The sequence below is a fragment of the Pseudomonas sp. PvP027 genome (assembly GCF_017833005.1).
Classification (GTDB): Bacteria; Pseudomonadota; Gammaproteobacteria; order Pseudomonadales; family Pseudomonadaceae; genus Aquipseudomonas; species Aquipseudomonas congelans.
In genome coordinates, this window is sequence record NZ_JAFIBK010000001.1 from 4,888,621 (window position 1) to 4,903,593 (window position 14,973).

Annotated in this window: 16 protein-coding genes and 1 riboswitch; of the genes, 15 read left to right on the plus strand and 1 reads right to left on the minus strand. The window is 62.7% G+C overall.

Annotated features, from left to right (window positions below; translation table 11 throughout):
• Nucleotides 1–26 precede the first annotated feature (26 nt).
• The 5 genes from JOE33_RS21195 to JOE33_RS21215 all read left to right on the plus strand — a co-directional run bounded on the left by JOE33_RS21195 (nt 27) and on the right by JOE33_RS21215 (nt 4,218).
• Nucleotides 27–1,100, plus strand: a complete 1,074-nt coding sequence (locus JOE33_RS21195) for an AI-2E family transporter (RefSeq protein ID WP_032612236.1) — start codon at nt 27–29, stop codon at nt 1,098–1,100.
• Nucleotides 1,101–1,316: 216 nt separating this feature from the next.
• Complete coding sequence (gene hda, locus JOE33_RS21200; RefSeq protein ID WP_003381589.1) at nt 1,317–2,021, plus strand: DnaA regulatory inactivator Hda; 705 nt, start codon at nt 1,317–1,319, stop codon at nt 2,019–2,021.
• On the plus strand, nt 2,015–2,779 hold the full coding sequence (locus JOE33_RS21205; RefSeq protein ID WP_187625917.1) for an NAD-dependent deacylase: 765 nt from the start codon (nt 2,015–2,017) through the stop codon (nt 2,777–2,779). Before hda ends, JOE33_RS21205 begins: the two co-directional genes overlap by 7 nt.
• Nucleotides 2,780–2,854: 75 nt before the next feature.
• Nucleotides 2,855–3,583, plus strand: a complete 729-nt coding sequence (locus JOE33_RS21210; protein ID WP_010434134.1) for a C40 family peptidase — start codon at nt 2,855–2,857, stop codon at nt 3,581–3,583.
• An 89-nt stretch (nt 3,584–3,672) separates the two neighbouring features.
• Nucleotides 3,673–4,218 carry a C40 family peptidase gene (locus JOE33_RS21215; protein ID WP_010434136.1) on the plus strand — a complete coding sequence of 182 codons (546 nt, stop codon included), beginning with the start codon at nt 3,673–3,675 and terminating at the stop codon, nt 4,216–4,218.
• Between the two features lie 158 nt (nt 4,219–4,376).
• Here JOE33_RS21215 and JOE33_RS21220 read toward each other — a convergent pair whose 3' ends face one another.
• A complete protein-coding gene (locus JOE33_RS21220; RefSeq protein WP_187625918.1) occupies nt 4,377–5,705 on the minus strand; it encodes a sorbosone dehydrogenase family protein in 1,329 nt (442 codons plus the stop codon).
• A 119-nt stretch (nt 5,706–5,824) separates the two neighbouring features.
• Nucleotides 5,825–6,039, plus strand: a riboswitch (cobalamin riboswitch).
• A 90-nt stretch (nt 6,040–6,129) separates the two neighbouring features.
• Between JOE33_RS21220 and cobO the strand changes: the two genes are divergently transcribed.
• Genes cobO through JOE33_RS21270 form a run of 10 tightly spaced genes read left to right on the plus strand, consistent with a single transcriptional unit; the run spans nt 6,130 to nt 14,941 of the window.
• A complete protein-coding gene (gene cobO, locus JOE33_RS21225) occupies nt 6,130–6,741 on the plus strand; it encodes a cob(I)yrinic acid a,c-diamide adenosyltransferase (RefSeq protein ID WP_010433526.1) in 612 nt (203 codons plus the stop codon).
• A 25-nt stretch (nt 6,742–6,766) separates the two neighbouring features.
• Nucleotides 6,767–8,062: a cobyrinate a,c-diamide synthase gene (locus JOE33_RS21230; protein WP_187625919.1), complete on the plus strand. Its 1,296-nt coding sequence runs from the start codon at nt 6,767–6,769 to the stop codon at nt 8,060–8,062.
• The gene (bluB, locus tag JOE33_RS21235) at nt 8,059–8,709 is read left to right on the plus strand and encodes a 5,6-dimethylbenzimidazole synthase (RefSeq protein WP_187625920.1); all 651 of its coding nucleotides are present in this window, start codon (nt 8,059–8,061) and stop codon (nt 8,707–8,709) included. Before JOE33_RS21230 ends, bluB begins: the two co-directional genes overlap by 4 nt.
• Complete coding sequence (gene cbiB / locus JOE33_RS21240) at nt 8,706–9,614, plus strand: adenosylcobinamide-phosphate synthase CbiB (protein ID WP_122590430.1); 909 nt, start codon at nt 8,706–8,708, stop codon at nt 9,612–9,614. Before bluB ends, cbiB begins: the two co-directional genes overlap by 4 nt.
• The gene (gene cobD, locus JOE33_RS21245) at nt 9,607–10,611 is read left to right on the plus strand and encodes a threonine-phosphate decarboxylase CobD (protein WP_010433540.1); all 1,005 of its coding nucleotides are present in this window, start codon (nt 9,607–9,609) and stop codon (nt 10,609–10,611) included. Before cbiB ends, cobD begins: the two co-directional genes overlap by 8 nt.
• On the plus strand, nt 10,608–12,068 hold the full coding sequence (locus JOE33_RS21250) for a cobyric acid synthase (RefSeq protein WP_096125615.1): 1,461 nt from the start codon (nt 10,608–10,610) through the stop codon (nt 12,066–12,068). The genes cobD and JOE33_RS21250 overlap by 4 nt, the downstream gene beginning before the upstream one ends.
• Nucleotides 12,069–12,590 carry a bifunctional adenosylcobinamide kinase/adenosylcobinamide-phosphate guanylyltransferase gene (cobU, locus tag JOE33_RS21255; RefSeq protein ID WP_010433545.1) on the plus strand — a complete coding sequence of 174 codons (522 nt, stop codon included), beginning with the start codon at nt 12,069–12,071 and terminating at the stop codon, nt 12,588–12,590. It abuts the gene before it with no gap.
• On the plus strand, nt 12,587–13,639 hold the full coding sequence (cobT, locus tag JOE33_RS21260; RefSeq protein ID WP_054993522.1) for a nicotinate-nucleotide--dimethylbenzimidazole phosphoribosyltransferase: 1,053 nt from the start codon (nt 12,587–12,589) through the stop codon (nt 13,637–13,639). Before cobU ends, cobT begins: the two co-directional genes overlap by 4 nt.
• Nucleotides 13,636–14,208 (plus strand): alpha-ribazole phosphatase family protein, encoded by a 573-nt coding sequence (gene cobC, locus JOE33_RS21265; protein ID WP_209924131.1) that lies wholly within the window; start codon nt 13,636–13,638, stop codon nt 14,206–14,208. Before cobT ends, cobC begins: the two co-directional genes overlap by 4 nt.
• A gap of 1 nt (nt 14,209) precedes the next feature.
• Complete coding sequence (locus tag JOE33_RS21270) at nt 14,210–14,941, plus strand: adenosylcobinamide-GDP ribazoletransferase (protein ID WP_010433554.1); 732 nt, start codon at nt 14,210–14,212, stop codon at nt 14,939–14,941.
• Nucleotides 14,942–14,973 lie beyond the last annotated feature (32 nt).

Below are 14,973 nucleotides of genomic sequence, written 5' to 3' on the forward strand. Positions count from 1 at the left end.
CTTTTCCATTGGCTTGAGGGATGTTGATGACTGATATGCGGCGTTGGTTCTGGATCGGCGGCCTGGCCTTGCTGGTCGCATTCGTGGTGCTGTTGCACCCAATCCTCACTCCTTTTCTGGTGGCGTTGTTATTGGCCTACATGGGCGATCCGCTGGTGGATCGCCTGGAGCGCGCCGGACTGTCCAGAACCCTGAGCGTGGTGGTCGTGTTCGGACTGTTCACGCTGGTGCTGATGGCGTTGCTGCTGGTTCTGGTGCCGATGCTGGCCAAGCAGTTGTTCCGACTCTACGAGCTGGCGCCGCAGATTCTCGACTGGCTGCAACACGCCGCATTGCCTTGGGTCCAGGCTAAATTCGGGCTGGCAGACGGGTTCTGGAAGTTCGACAAGATCAAGGCAGCCATCTCCGAGCACATGGGCCAGGCCGGGGACATCGTCTCTATCGTGCTGTCCCAGGCCACGGCTTCCAGTCTGGCGCTGATCGGCTGGTTGACAAACCTGGTGCTGATCCCCGTGGTGTGTTTCTACCTGCTGCGTGACTGGGACATCATGACCGGCAAGATCCGTGGCCTGCTGCCGCGTCAGCGTGAAGCGCAAATCGTCAAGCTGGCGGGCGAATGCCACGAAGTATTGGGCGCGTTCATACGCGGTCAGTTGCTGGTGATGGTGGGCCTGGGTGTGATCTATGCGGCCGGTCTGATGCTGGTCGGGCTGGAACTGGGCCTGTTGATCGGCGTCATTGCCGGTCTGGCGGCCATCGTGCCTTACATGGGCTTCGTGATCGGTATCGGTTCGGCGCTGGTGGCCGGGCTGTTCCAGTTTGGCGGTGACCTGTACCCGATGATGGGGATCGTGGCGGTGTTCATGATCGGTCAGGCCCTCGAAGGGATGGTGCTGACGCCGTTGCTGGTCGGCGATCGCATCGGTCTGCACCCGGTTGCAGTCATCTTCGCGATTCTGGCGGGTGGCGAGCTGTTCGGTTTCACTGGCATTCTGCTGGCCCTGCCGGTGGCGGCGGTGATCATGGTGCTGGTGCGCCACATGCACGATCTGTACAAGGACTCGGAAATCTACGCAGGCGCGGAAGATCCAGAGCTGTAGGAACGATGCAAGCCTCTTCGCCGCCCGGTGAAGAGGCTCATGCCTTGAGTGCATACACACCTTCAAACGCTCTTTCCTGAGCGGCGCTTTACTCACCCTGACGCAAACCTTTGATTTTGCTTGAGGTCTGTCGCATTGTGCGACCAGCGTCACGGGTATAAACTTTGTGCTCTTTACACAGAGGCCCTTGACGGTTTGCATGAGCCGTTAGTCAGCATGAAACCGATTCAGCTGCCCCTGAGTGTGCGTCTGCGTGATGACGCCACTTTCGTCAATTACTATCCAGGCGCCAACGCCGCTGCACTCGGCTATGTCGAGCGGCTGTGCGAAGCCGACGCTGGCTGGACCGAAAGCCTCATTTATCTGTGGGGCAAGGACGGAGTAGGGCGCACGCACCTGCTGCAGGCTGCCTGCCTGCGTTTCGAGCAGTTGGGCGAGCCTGCGGTGTATCTGCCGCTGGCCGAGGTCATAGACGAAGGCATCGAGCTGTTCGATCATCTGGAGCAGTACGAGCTGGTGTGTCTGGACGACCTGCAGGCGATAGTCGGCAAGCCGGAATGGGAAGAAGCGCTGTTTCACCTGTTCAATCGTCTGCGTGACAGCGGGCGTCGTCTGCTGATTGCCGCATCCAAATCGCCCCGCGAGCTGCCGGTAAAGCTTCCCGATCTGAAATCGCGCCTGACCATGGCGCTGGTGTTCCAGATGCGCGGGTTGTCCGACGAGGACAAGCTGCGTGCCCTGCAACTGCGTGCTTCACGGCGTGGCCTGCATCTGACCGACGATGTCGGGCATTTCATCCTGACGCGTGGTACGCGCAGCATGAGCGCGTTGTTCGAATTGCTCGAGCGCCTCGATCAGGCGTCACTCCAGGAAAAGCGCAAGCTGACCATTCCCTTCCTTAAAGAGACCCTCGGGTGGTAGATCAGGCGTTGTTGATGCAGACGGCGGCTGCCTTGCGCCATGCACGACGGATTCTGGTGATCACCGGGGCGGGTCTGTCTGCCGATTCGGGGCTGCCTACCTATCGCGGCGTGGGCGGGCTCTACAATGGCAAGACCGACGACGGCCTGCCTATCGAAATGGCCCTGTCCGGGCCCATGCTGCGCCGTGACCCTGAGCTGTGCTGGAAATACATCGCTGAGCTGGGCAAGGCGTGCCTGGGTGGCGAGCCGAACGTCGCGCATTACGCCATCGCCCAGTTGCAGCGCATCAAACCCGAGTGCTGGGTGCTGACCCAGAACGTCGACGGTTATCACCGCGCGGCGGGCAGTCCGCCGGAGCGCCTGATCGAAATTCACGGGCAGCTCTCGCCACTGTTTTGCCAATCCTGCGGTGCTGAAGATCCGCAATTGAGTGAGCACTTGCAGCGTCCCTTGCCCCCCTTATGCCCGGCATGTAGTGGCATTTTGAGACCGTCCGTCGTTCTTTTTCAGGAAATGCTTCCCGAAAAAGCGCTGGAAACACTGTATGAACAGCTGGCTATAGGCTATGACGCAGTGCTGAGTATCGGCACCACCGCAAGCTTCCCCTATATTCACGAACCGGTCATTCGCACCAGAGTTTCCGGGGGGTTCACCGCCGAAATCAATCCGCAGCCGACTGATCACAGTGCGCAGATGGACGTCTTTTTGCCGTACCGCGCGGCACATGTCATGGCCGAACTCATAAGTCACATCTAGTTCGATTGAATTTGCAAATCACTTTCATAAAAGGCATAGTCTCGCCATCTTAACTAGTCAGCCACGGTTGTGCCCATGCAAGTTGTTCGCTTCGCACCCCTCGTGCCTCTCGCACTCGTTACATTCCTCTTCGGTTGCTCGGCCAATATGCCGGTCGCACAGCAGGAACAGGCCCAGCCGGTTCCACGCTACCAGAGCGCAATCAACGCCAATGCCCAGTCCGCAGCCCGTCGCGCCGACGCAGCAGTTTTGCAGGACGAGCTCGCGACCGAAGACGAACTGGCCCAGTTCGCTGATAACAAGTCTTACCAACTGCCGGCCCTGGCCGACAGCATCCTTGAGCGTGGCAAATCCCTGATCGGCACACGCTACAAGTTCGGCGGCACGTCGACTTCTTCGGGTTTCGATTGCAGCGGTTTTATCGGTTATCTGTTTCGCGAAGAGGCCGGCATGAGCCTGCCACGTTCGACGCGCGAAATGATCAACGTCAACGCACCTTTGGTGGCGCGCAACAAGCTCCAGCCGGGCGATGTGCTGTTCTTCAGTACTCGCGGTCGCGGTCAGGTGAGCCACGCAGCGATCTACGCCGGTAATCAGCAGTTCATCCACTCCAGTAGTCGCCGCAGCGGCGGTGTGCGCATCGACAGCCTCGATGACGCCTACTGGAGCAAGACCTTCATCGAGGCCAAGCGGCCTCTGGCGATGGCGCCGGGTACTGTTGCAGTAAAATCGACACCTGAAGTAACGCAGACAACGGCGATGACTTCGACTACAGTCAAGACCGCGCCCAAGCGGCGTAAATAAATAGAACGCGCAGTACAAGACCTTCGGGTCTTTCTGCGTTTTTGAGCTTCTCGGCAGCGTAAGCCGCATCCGGATAGGTTGTTGTGGTTATGTCGATTGCGTTGCGCCTGTTAGTCATCTCTGTTGCTGCGTTGCTCGGTGCCTGCGCCAGCGCGCCGCCTCCGCCCAAAGCGCCCCGGATCGTTCAGCGTCCGGTGGTCACCGCACCTCCCCAGATTCTTTCTCCTGCTGCCGAAGACGTGCTGTTTCGTGCGTTGGGGCTGGTCGGCACGCCTTATCGCTGGGGTGGCAACACGCCTGACTCCGGTTTCGATTGCAGCGGTCTTATAGGTTATGTCTATCGTGATGCGGCGGGGATTTCCCTGCCGCGTTCCACGCGCGAGATGATCGTGATGGGCGCGCCGAATATTCGTCGCGAGCAATTGCAGTCAGGTGATCTGGTGTTCTTCGCCACATCGGGCGGTTCGCAGGTGTCCCACGCGGGGATCTATGTTGGCGAAGGCCGCTTCGTGCATGCCCCGGCCAGCGGCGGCACGGTGAAGCTCGACAGCCTCGACAAGCCTTACTGGCAGAGAGCCTATCTCAACGCCAAACGCGTGATTCAGCCGTCCAGTCTGGCGCAGAATCGGCCGTAGCGCTTCGCCTGCCCGCGATCTGGCCAGAACTTATCGTGCGACGCTCCGCGTCCTCTTGACGACGCAGAGCGTCGAGAACTGCATTCCCACGCTGGAGCGTAGGGAACGATGATCTCAACTATCGTGCGACGCTCCGCGTCAAACCTCTACGCTCCGCGTTACTGAGCTGCCTTGGCTGATGTCACACGCCAGATCTTGTTGCCGACATCGTCGGCCACCAGCAATCCGCCGCGCTGGTCATTGACCACGCCAACCGGACGACCCATGGCTTTTTCATCCTTGTTGAGGAAGCCGGTCAACACATCGACCGGTGTGCCGTTGGGTTTGCCGCCACTGAATGGAATGAACACCACCTTGTAGCCGCTGTGCGGTTTGCGGTTCCATGAGCCGTGCTGGCCAATGAACAGGCCTTCGTTGAACGGTGCAGCCAGTGTCTTGCCGTCGGCGAACACCAGGCCCAGCGAAGCGGTGTGCGGACCGACTGCGTAATCCGGGGCAATCGCCTTGGCGACCAGTGCCGGGTTCTGCGGCTTGACGCGCTCGTCGACGTGCTGGCCGTAGTAGCTGTAAGGCCAGCCATAGAACGCGCCGTCCTGTACCGAGGTCACGTAGTCAGGCACCAGGTCACTGCCGATCTCGTCGCGCTCGTTGACCGCTGTCCACAGCTTGCCGGTCTTCGGTTCCCAATCCATGCCGTTGGGGTTGCGCAGGCCGGAAGCGAAGATCCGGTGGTTGCCGGTCGCCGCGTCCACTTCCCAGATCGCTGCACGACCTTCTTCCTTGTCCATGCCGTTCTCGGCCACGTTGCTGTTGGAACCCACGGTCACGTACAGCTTGCTGCCATCCTTGCTGGCGATGACGTTCTTGGTCCAGTGGTGATTGAGCGTGCCGCCTGGCAAGTCGACTACCTTGGTCGCCTGCGCGCTGATCGAGGTCTGCCCGGATTCATACGGGAAGCTGATCAGGCGGTCGGTGTCGGCGACATACAGCTTGTTGCCCACCAGGGTCATGCCGAACGGCGAATTGAGGTTTTGCAGGAAAACCGTGCGGGTCTCTGCAATACCGTCCTTGTCCACGTCGCGCAGCAAGGTAATGCGGTTGGCGCTGGGCACACCGGCACCGGCGCGGCCCATGACTTTCTCCATCACCCAGCCGCGGATGCCCTTGGAATCATCCGGTTTGGCAGGCGAATTGGTTTCCGCCACCAGCACGTCACCGTTGGGCAGCACATACAGCCAGCGCGGGTGGTCGAGGTTCTCGGCGAATGCAGCCACTTGTGTGCCCGGCGCAGCAACCGGCTTGGCGCCTTTTTCCCAGCCTACGGCGGGTGCGATGTTGACGGTCGGGATCAGCGTCTTGTTGGGCTCCGGCAGCTTGGGCGAGGGGCCTGTTCCATCCGAGACTTGCAGGGTCGACGACTCGCCGCAGGCAGCGAGGCCGCCGGCGACCAGAAGCAACACTGCATAGTGGGGTCTGAGTTTGAACATGATCGATCTCCATAAACAAGGGCGTGGTCCAGTAACTGATAGAGGCGTCGCCAACCCGCTAGGTTCAATCACGTTCCGCGGCGACGGTGTCGATTGACGCTCCCGGCCCAACCCTCTACCCTTCGCGGTTTGTTTCAGGTGCTCTGCAATCCTCGATTGGCAGAGTGAAACAGGGAAGCCGGTGTGGGTCGACAGATCCGATCCCGGCGCTGCCCCCGCAACGGTAAATGAGTCAAGGCTGTGCCTGACGCCACTGTGTTTCGACATGGGAAGGCGCACAGCCGGGGTGACCCGCTCATGAGCCCGGAGACCGGCCTGAATCACTCAATGGCATCACGGAGGGTGATGTTCTGTGCAGGGCGTTGCCGTGCTGTCCAGTGCTGTCCTTCCGTCTGTTGTCGCCTGCCCCGAGCGGAGAACCCAGATGAACGAATCCCCCGAACGCGACGAACGCCATCTGGCGCGCATGCTGCGCAAGAAAGCCGTCATGGACGAGCGTATTGCCAGCTCGCCCAACGAGTGCGGCCTGCTGCTGGTATTGACCGGCAATGGCAAGGGCAAGAGCAGCTCTGCATTCGGCATGCTCGCCCGAGCCATGGGTCACGACATGCAGTGTGGTGTGGTGCAGTTCATCAAGGGCCGTAACAGCACGGGCGAAGAAATGTTTTTCCGCCGTTTCCCCGAGCAGGTGCGCTATCACGTGATGGGCGAGGGCTTCACCTGGGAAACCCAGGATCGCCAGCGCGACATCGCCGCCGCTGAAGCCGCCTGGGCCGTGTCTCGGGAAATGCTTCGCGATCCGGCCATTGGTCTGGTGGTGCTCGACGAACTGAACATCGCCCTGAAACATGGCTACCTCGACCTTGAACAGGTGCTGAGCGACCTGCAGGCCCGTCCGCCGATGCAGCATGTGTTGGTGACTGGCCGCGGTGCCAAACCCGAATTGATCGACCTGGCCGATACCGTTTCCGAGATCGGCGTGGTCAAGCACGCGTTTCAGGCCGGTATTCGTGCGCAGAAAGGTATCGAGCTGTGAACCCTTCATCATTGAGCACATTGCAATGAGAGCCCCGCGTGATTGTCCGGCGGTATTGATCGCTGCGCCTGCCTCCGGGCAAGGCAAAACCACGGTGACCGCTGCACTGGCACGCCTGCACCGCAACCAGGGGCGCAAGGTTCGGGTCTTCAAGTGCGGACCGGACTTTCTCGACCCGATGATTCTCGAGCGGGCCAGTGGCGCGCCGGTCTATCAGCTGGACATGTGGATGGTCGGCGCCGATGAAAGCCGTCGCCTGTTGTGGGAAGCGGCCGGCGAGGCGGACCTGATTCTGATCGAAGGGGTCATGGGCCTGTTCGATGGCACGCCGTCGAGCGCCGACCTGGCCCGGCATTTTGGCGTGCCGGTGCTCGGTGTGATCGACGGCACGGCCATGGCGCAGACGTTTGGCGCACTGGCGCTTGGTCTGGCGCGCTATCAGCCTGATCTGCCGTTTGCCGGCGTGCTGGCCAATCGCGTCGGCACGGTACGCCATGCGCAGTTGCTGGAGAACAGCCTGACCGAAGGCCTGCGCTGGTACGGCGCACTGTCCCGGGAAGTCGGCTTCGAACTGCCCAGCCGTCATCTGGGGCTGGTCCAGGCCAGTGAGCTCAACGATCTGGACGTGCGTCTGGACATGGCCGCTGCGGCGCTGGCCAGTACGTGTGAAGTGGCCTTGCCGCCGGCCGTGACCTTCACGGCGCCCGACCCGGTTCAGGTCGAGCCGCTGCTGCGCGGCGTACGCATTGCCATCGCGCGCGACGAAGCCTTCGCCTTTCTGTATGGCGCGAGCCTGGACCTGCTGAGGAATATGGGCGCCGAGCTGAGTTTCTTCTCGCCGATCCATGATCGCCAGCTGCCCGACGCCGACAGCCTGTACCTGCCAGGTGGCTACCCGGAGCTGCACCACGTTGCGCTGGCCGTCAACGGCACGATGCAGGCTTCGATCAGGGCTCACCATATAGCCGGCAAGCCGATTCTGGCCGAGTGCGGGGGCATGCTCTATTTGCTCGAAGCCTTGACCGATGTCGAGGGCGTGCGCGTCGAACTGGTCGGCTTGCTGTCCGGTGAAGCGGTCATGCAGAAGCGTCTGGCCGCGCTGGCCTTGCAAGCCGTCGAGCTGCCCGAGGGCACGCTGCACGGTCACACCTATCACCATTCGCTGACCAGCACCGAGCTGCAGCCGATTGCCCGTGGCGTCAGCCCCAATGGCGGGCGCGGCGCAGAAGCGGTTTATCGCCTGGGTCGCCTGACCGCGTCCTATGTGCATTTCTATTTTCCTTCCTGCCCCCTGGCGATAGCGGCGCTGTTCAAACCATGACCGAGCAAGCGTTCAGCCCCGAAGAGCGGGCTGCGGTGTACCGCGCTATCGCCGAACGTCGCGACATGCGCCACTTCATCGGCGGCACGGTCGAGCCCGAACTGCTGGCACGCGTGCTGGCGGCCGCGCATCAGGCTCCCAGCGTCGGGCTCATGCAGCCGTGGCGCTTCATCCGCATCAGCGACCCGTTATTGCGCGGCAGGATGCAGGCGCAGGTAGAGGAGGAGCGTATTCGTACCGCCGAGGCGCTGGGTGAGCGAACCGACGAGTTCATGAAGCTCAAGGTCGAAGGTATCAATGACTGCGCAGAAGTGCTGGTCGCCGCGCTGATGGAAGGGCGTGAACAACATATTTTCGGCCGGCGCACCTTGCCGGAAATGGACATGGCGTCGCTGTCCTGCGCGATCCAGAACCTGTGGCTGGCCTCGCGTGTAGAAGGCCTGGGTATGGGCTGGGTATCGCTGTTCGATCCCGAGGCGCTGGCCGAACTGCTGGGCATGCCCGACGGCGCCAAGCCGCTGGCGATCATTTGCCTGGGGCCGGTCAAGGAATTTTATCCTGCGCCAATGCTGGCGATGGAAGGCTGGGCGCAGGCGCGTCCGCTGCATGAGCTGCTGTATGAGAATCAATGGGGAGTGAGTCAATGAGTGTGGCGCTGCTGAGCGTCGCCGGGGTCGCGCTGGATGCGCTGCTCGGTGAGCCGAAACGATGGCATCCGCTGGTGGCGTTCGGCAACTTCGCCAGTCGGGTCGAGCAGCGTTTCAACAGTGGCGGCCGCGGCTGGCGCAGTCACGGCGTCACCGCCTGGGTCATTACCGTTGTGCCGTTGACGCTGCTGGCAACGTTGCTGAGCTGGTTGCCTGGCGTGGGCTGGCTGTTCGAGATTCTGGCGTTGTATTGCGCGCTGGGCATGCGCAGCCTGGGCGAGCACGTTCAGCCAGTGGCGCAAGCGCTGCGCAGTGATGATCTGGTCGAAGCACGTCAGCGGGTCGGTTATCTGGTCAGTCGCCAGACCACTGAGCTGGACGCTACCGAAGTGGCCCGCGCAGCCACCGAGTCGGTGCTGGAGAACGGCAGCGATGCGGTGTTCGCTGCGCTGTTCTGGTTTGTCGTGGCCGGTGCGCCCGGCGTGGTGCTGTACCGGCTGAGCAATACGCTGGACGCCATGTGGGGTTATCGCAACGAGCGCTTTGAGCGTTTTGGCTGGGCTGCGGCGAAGATCGACGATCTGCTCAACTACATTCCCGCACGTCTTGTGGCACTGACCTACGCCTTGCTGGGCAAGACCCGACTGGCGCTGCGTTGCTGGCGTACGCAGGCTCCGGCCTGGGACAGTCCGAATGCCGGTCCGGTGATGGCCGCTGGCGCTGGCGCACTGGGTGTCGAACTGGGTGGCGCGGCGATCTATCACGGCGAGTTGCATCAGCGTCCGCAACTGGGGGAGGGTGCGCCTGCCGATGCGGATTCGATCGATCGCGGCTGGCAACTGGTGCAGCGTGGCGTCTGGTTGTGGCTGCTGGTCATCTGCGTGGCAGCTGATTTTTATGCTTGAGCACGGCGGGCGCTTGCGCGCGGCGGCGCAGCATTATGGTATCCATCTGGCCGACTGGCTGGACCTGTCCACCGGGATCGCGCCGTGGTCGTGGCCCATCCCGGAGATTCCGACGCGTGCCTGGGCGCGGTTGCCCGAGACCGACGATGGCCTTGAAGCAGCGGCCTGCACTTATTACGGCGTGTCCCGGTTATTGCCGGTGTCCGGTTCGCAGGCTGCGATTCAGGCGCTGCCCAGGGTGCGCAGCGGAGGGCGGGTCGGCGTACTGTCGCCATGCTACGCAGAGCACGCGCATGCCTGGCGCAAGAACGGTTTCGTGGTGCGTGAGGTCGGTGAGCAGGAGGTCGAATATTTTCTCGACAGTCTGGACGTGCTGGTGGTAGTCAACCCCAACAATCCGACTGGTCTGCACGTGAGCGCCGAGCGCCTGCTGGAGTGGCATGCGCGACTGGCCGAGCGCGGTGGCTGGCTGGTCGTCGATGAAGCGTTCATGGATAACACGCCGGGCATGAGCCTGGCGGCCGAGACCTGGCGTGCCGGGCTGATCGTCCTGCGTTCGTTTGGCAAGTTTTTCGGCCTGGCGGGCGTCAGGCTCGGTTTTGTCATGGCCGAGCCGGTACTGTTGAGAATGCTGGCGCAGGAAATCGGCCCCTGGTCGGTCAGTGGGCCCACGCGGATCATCGGTCAGGTGTGCCTCAGCGATCAGCAGGGGCAGGCGCGCCAGCGTGAGCGCTGTGAACAGGCCCGCGCCCGGCTGGTGGCGTTGCTCGACCGCTACGGCCTGAGCCCGCAAGGCGGCTGTGCGCTGTTCCAGTGGCTGGTGACCCCTGAAGCGCAGACGCTCTATGAGTTTTGTGCGCAGCGTGGCGTGCTGCTGCGCCTGTTCAAGGGGGATACCCCCGAGACTTCCAGTCTGCGTTTCGGTCTGCCGTGCGACGAGGCCGACTGGCTGCGGCTGCACGATGTTCTGCTTGAATACCGCAAGGAATACCCATGAGCACGCTGATGGTACAAGGCACCACCTCCGATGCCGGCAAGAGCACTCTGGTGACGGCCCTGTGCCGCTGGCTGACCCGCCAGGGTGTCAAAGTCGTGCCGTTCAAGCCGCAGAACATGGCGCTCAACAGCGCGGTGACCGCAGACGGCGGCGAGATCGGTCGCGCACAGGCCGTGCAGGCCCAGGCGTGCTACCTCGAACCGCACACCGACATGAACCCGGTGCTGCTCAAGCCCAACAGTGACACCGGCGCGCAGGTGATCATTCACGGCCGCGCCGTGACCACCATGAATGCGGTGGCGTATCACGGCTACAAAGAGATAGCCATGCAGGCTGTGCTGGAGTCGCATCGGCGCTTGGGTGAACGCTATCCGGTGATCGTCGTCGAGGGCGCGGGTTCTCCGGCCGAGATCAATCTGCGCGCCAACGATATTGCCAACATGGGCTTTGCCGAAGCGGTCGATTGCCCGGTGCTGCTGATTGCCGACATCAATCGTGGCGGGGTGTTTGCCCATCTGGTCGGTACGCTCGAGTTGCTGTCGCCCAGCGAGCAGGCGCGGGTCAAGGGTTTCATCATCAACCGTTTTCGTGGCGACATCGCCTTGTTGCAGCCGGGCCTGGACTGGCTGGAAGCACGCACCGGCAAGCCGGTGGTCGGCGTGCTGCCCTACGTGATGGATCTGCACCTGGAGGCCGAAGACGGCCTGGACCAGCGTCAGACCGACAAGGTCGAGCATGTGCTGAACGTGGTGGTCCCGGTGCTGCCTCGCATCAGTAATCACACCGATTTCGACCCGCTGCGCCTGCACCCTCAGGTCAATCTGCAATTCATCGGCCCCGGCCAGGCGATTCCGCCTGCGGACCTGATCATTCTGCCCGGCTCCAAGAGTGTGCGCAGCGATCTGAACTACCTGCGCAATAATGGCTGGGACACCGCCATCGATCGACATTTGCGTTACGGCGGCAAGCTGATGGGGATTTGCGGCGGTCTGCAAATGCTCGGTGAGCAGGTACATGATCCACTCGGGCTGGAAGGCGCAGCCGGGTCCAGCGCCGGGTTCGGCTTGCTGGCCATGAGCACGGTGCTGGAAGCGGAAAAGCAATTGCGCAATGTGCGCGGTCGTCTGACCCTCGAAGACGCCGAGGTCAGCGGTTACGAAATTCATGCCGGTGTCACGACAGGGCCGGCGCTTGAGCAGGCTGCCGTGCAACTGGACGACGGGCGTTGCGACGGCGCGCAGAGTGTCGACGGGCAGGTGCTGGGGACTTACCTGCACGGCCTGTTCGAATCACCTGCTGCCTGTAGCGCGTTGCTGCGCTGGGCGGGGTTGGCGAACGTGCAGTCCGTCGATTATCACGCCCTGCGCGAGCGCGACATCGAACGCCTGGCGGACCTGGTGGAAAAGCACCTGGACGGCCCATTGCTTCGCGAACTGTGCGGCCTGGAGGCGAACTGAATGCTGCAATTGATCCTCGGCGGCGCGCGTTCCGGCAAGAGTCGCCTGGCGGAAAAACTGGCCGCCGACAGCGCGCTGAGGGTGGTCTACATCGCCACCAGTCAGCCTCTGGACGGCGAAATGAATCAGCGTGTTGCCAGCCATCGCGCACGCCGTCCCGAACATTGGGGACTGGTCGAAGAACCGATCGAGCTGGCGCGCGTGCTGCGCGAAAACGCGGCGCCCGATTGCTGCCTCTTGGTCGATTGCCTGACCCTCTGGCTGACCAATCTGCTGATGCTCGACAACCCCGAGCGCCTGCTTCAAGAACGTGAATCCCTGCTCGACAGTCTTGCCGGGCTGCCGGGTGAAATCATTTTTGTCAGCAACGAAACCGGGCTTGGCGTCGTGCCGCTCGGCGAACTGACCCGTCGCTATGTCGATGAAGCCGGCCTGTTACATCAGGCGCTGGCCGAGCGTTGCCAGCGTGTCGTGTTGACCGTTGCCGGCTTGCCCCTGACGTTGAAAGGAACCGCGCTATGAGTAATTCCTGGTGGCTCAAGCCTGCACAGGCCATTGATGTGCCAATGCGCGAGGCGGCACTGGCCCGTCAGCAGCAACTGACCAAACCCGCCGGTTCGCTGGCGCAACTGGAGCGTCTGGCAGTGCAGCTGGCCGGCTTGCAGGGGCGTGAGCGTCCGGCCGCCGATCAACTGTGGATCTCGATTTTTGCCGCGGATCACGGCGTCGTCGCTGAAGGCGTGTCGGCGTACCCGCAGGAAGTCACCGGGCAGATGCTGCACAACTTCGTCAATGGCGGCGCCGCGATCAGCGTGCTGGCGCGTCAGCTCTCCGCGCAACTGGACGTGGTCGATCTGGGCACCGTGTCGCCAATGGATTTGCCCGGGGTGCGCCATCTGCGCATTGGCGCGGGCACCGCCAATTTTGCCCAAGGGCCGGCCATGAGTGTCGAGCAGGGGCTCGCCGCCCTGCAGGCCGGGCGTGACAGCGTATTGCGCGCCAAGGCTGTCGGCACCGAACTGTTCATCGGTGGCGAGATGGGCATCGGCAACACCACAGCCGCCAGCGCAGTCGCCTGCTCGCTGCTGGAGTGTGCCGCGCCATTGCTGGTCGGTCCGGGCACCGGGCTGAACGCCGAGGGTATTCAGCACAAGACTCATGTCATCGAACGCGCGCTTGCATTGCACGCCGAGCAGGCCGGTGACCCGTTGAATAGCCTGTTCTGTCTGGGTGGCTTCGAAATCGCCGCGTTGACGGGCGCTTACCTGGCCTGCGCGCAGGAAGGTATCGCGGTGCTGGTCGACGGTTTTATTTGCAGCGTGGCCGCGCTGGTGGCGGTGCGCCTGAACCCTTCCTGCCGCAACTGGCTGCTGTTCGGTCATCGGGGTGCCGAACCGGGCCACCGGCATCTGCTGGAAACGCTGCAAGCCGAACCGCTGCTGGACCTCGGTTTGCGTCTGGGCGAGGGCAGTGGTGCCGCACTGGCGGTGCCGCTGGTGCGCCTGGCGTGCGAGCTGCATAACGGCATGGCGACGTTTGCCGAAGCGGCTGTGGCGGATCGCCCCGCATGACCTTGCACCTTGATCTGTTGCGTCATGGCGAAACCGAACTGGGCGGCGGCCTGCGCGGCAGTATCGATGATGCCCTGACCGAGTCTGGCTGGCAGCAGATGCGTGCAGCAGTGGCCGACGGCGGACCCTGGACGCGGATTGTCAGCTCGCCTCTGCAACGTTGCGCACGTTTCTCCGAAGAGCTGGCGCAGCGCTTGTCGTTGCCCCTGCACCTGGAACCCGGTTTGCAGGAGCTGCATTTCGGTGACTGGGAAGGGCACAGCCCTGCGCAACTCATGGAAACCGACGCCGAGGGCCTGGGTCTGTTCTGGGCTGATCCCTATGCCTTCACGCCTCCCGGTGGCGAGCCGGTGCTGTATTTCTCGAATCGGGTATTGAGTGCCGTTCAGCGTCTGCATCAGGCTTATGCCGGCGAGCGCGTGTTGCTGGTCAGTCACGGCGGTGTCATGCGCCTGCTGCTGGCGCAGGCGCGTGGCTTGCCGCGTGAACAACTGTTGCAGGTGGTGGTCGGGCATGGCGCGCTGTTGTCGATTCAGGTCGCTGCTGATCGCGTACTCACGGAGATCTGAGATGCTGCCGTTCTGGATCGCCCTGCAATTTCTCGGCAGCCTGCCGATCAGACTGCCCGGCATGCCGCGCCCCGAAGAGCTTGGACGTTCCTTGCTGTACTACCCGCTGGTAGGCGCGGTGTTCGGCACGCTGCTGCTGGGGTTCAACACCCTGCTCGGTGGTGCGCCGCTCATGCTCCACGCCGCGCTGGTACTCAGTGCCTGGGTATTGCTCAGCGGCGGCCTGCACCTGGACGGGCTGGCCGACAGTGCTGACGCCTGGCTGGGCGGCTTCGGTGACCGTGAACGCACCTTGAAGATCATGAAGGACCCACGCAGCGGGCCTATCGCCGTGGTCACGCTGGTCTTGGTGCTGCTGCTCAAGTTCGCCGCGATTCTGGCGCTGATCGAGAGCCATGCCAGTGTCTGGCTGCTGTTGGCTCCGGTGATCGGGCGCGCGGCCATGCTTGGACTGTTTCTGGGCACGCCGTATGTGCGTTCCGGCGGGCTGGGGCAGGCACTGGCCGATCACTTGCCGCGTGGCCCTGGACGCAAGGTTTTGCTCGCCACTGCCATTGCGTGCGTGCTGCTCGCCGGCTGGTCAGGGGTAGCCGTGTTGCTGGTCTGCGCCGCCTGTTTCTTCTGGCTGCGGCAGTTGATGATGCGCCGGCTGGGCGGATGCACCGGCGATACGGCCGGTGCATTGCTCGAGCTGCTGGAGTTGGCGGTGCTGCTGACGCTGGCGCTGCTTTGAGACCCTGCTCAATGCGTTGTTGACAGCTTTTA

Excerpts from the sequence above, each read along its gene's own strand:
- JOE33_RS21195 (WP_032612236.1), top strand. The coding sequence starts at position 27 with ATGACTGATATGCGGCGTTGGTTCTGGATCGGCGGCCTGGCCTTGCTG.
- hda (WP_003381589.1), top strand. The coding sequence starts at position 1,317 with ATGAAACCGATTCAGCTGCCCCTGAGTGTGCGTCTGCGTGATGACGCC.
- JOE33_RS21210 (WP_010434134.1), top strand. The coding sequence starts at position 2,855 with ATGCAAGTTGTTCGCTTCGCACCCCTCGTGCCTCTCGCACTCGTTACA.
- JOE33_RS21215 (WP_010434136.1), top strand. The coding sequence starts at position 3,673 with ATGTCGATTGCGTTGCGCCTGTTAGTCATCTCTGTTGCTGCGTTGCTC.
- JOE33_RS21220 (WP_187625918.1), bottom strand. The coding sequence starts at position 5,705 with ATGTTCAAACTCAGACCCCACTATGCAGTGTTGCTTCTGGTCGCCGGC.
- cobO (WP_010433526.1), top strand. The coding sequence starts at position 6,130 with ATGAACGAATCCCCCGAACGCGACGAACGCCATCTGGCGCGCATGCTG.
- JOE33_RS21230 (WP_187625919.1), top strand. The coding sequence starts at position 6,767 with ATGAGAGCCCCGCGTGATTGTCCGGCGGTATTGATCGCTGCGCCTGCC.
- bluB (WP_187625920.1), top strand. The coding sequence starts at position 8,059 with ATGACCGAGCAAGCGTTCAGCCCCGAAGAGCGGGCTGCGGTGTACCGC.
- cbiB (WP_122590430.1), top strand. The coding sequence starts at position 8,706 with ATGAGTGTGGCGCTGCTGAGCGTCGCCGGGGTCGCGCTGGATGCGCTG.
- cobD (WP_010433540.1), top strand. The coding sequence starts at position 9,607 with ATGCTTGAGCACGGCGGGCGCTTGCGCGCGGCGGCGCAGCATTATGGT.
- JOE33_RS21250 (WP_096125615.1), top strand. The coding sequence starts at position 10,608 with ATGAGCACGCTGATGGTACAAGGCACCACCTCCGATGCCGGCAAGAGC.
- cobU (WP_010433545.1), top strand. The coding sequence starts at position 12,069 with ATGCTGCAATTGATCCTCGGCGGCGCGCGTTCCGGCAAGAGTCGCCTG.
- cobT (WP_054993522.1), top strand. The coding sequence starts at position 12,587 with ATGAGTAATTCCTGGTGGCTCAAGCCTGCACAGGCCATTGATGTGCCA.
- cobC (WP_209924131.1), top strand. The coding sequence starts at position 13,636 with ATGACCTTGCACCTTGATCTGTTGCGTCATGGCGAAACCGAACTGGGC.
- JOE33_RS21270 (WP_010433554.1), top strand. The coding sequence starts at position 14,210 with ATGCTGCCGTTCTGGATCGCCCTGCAATTTCTCGGCAGCCTGCCGATC.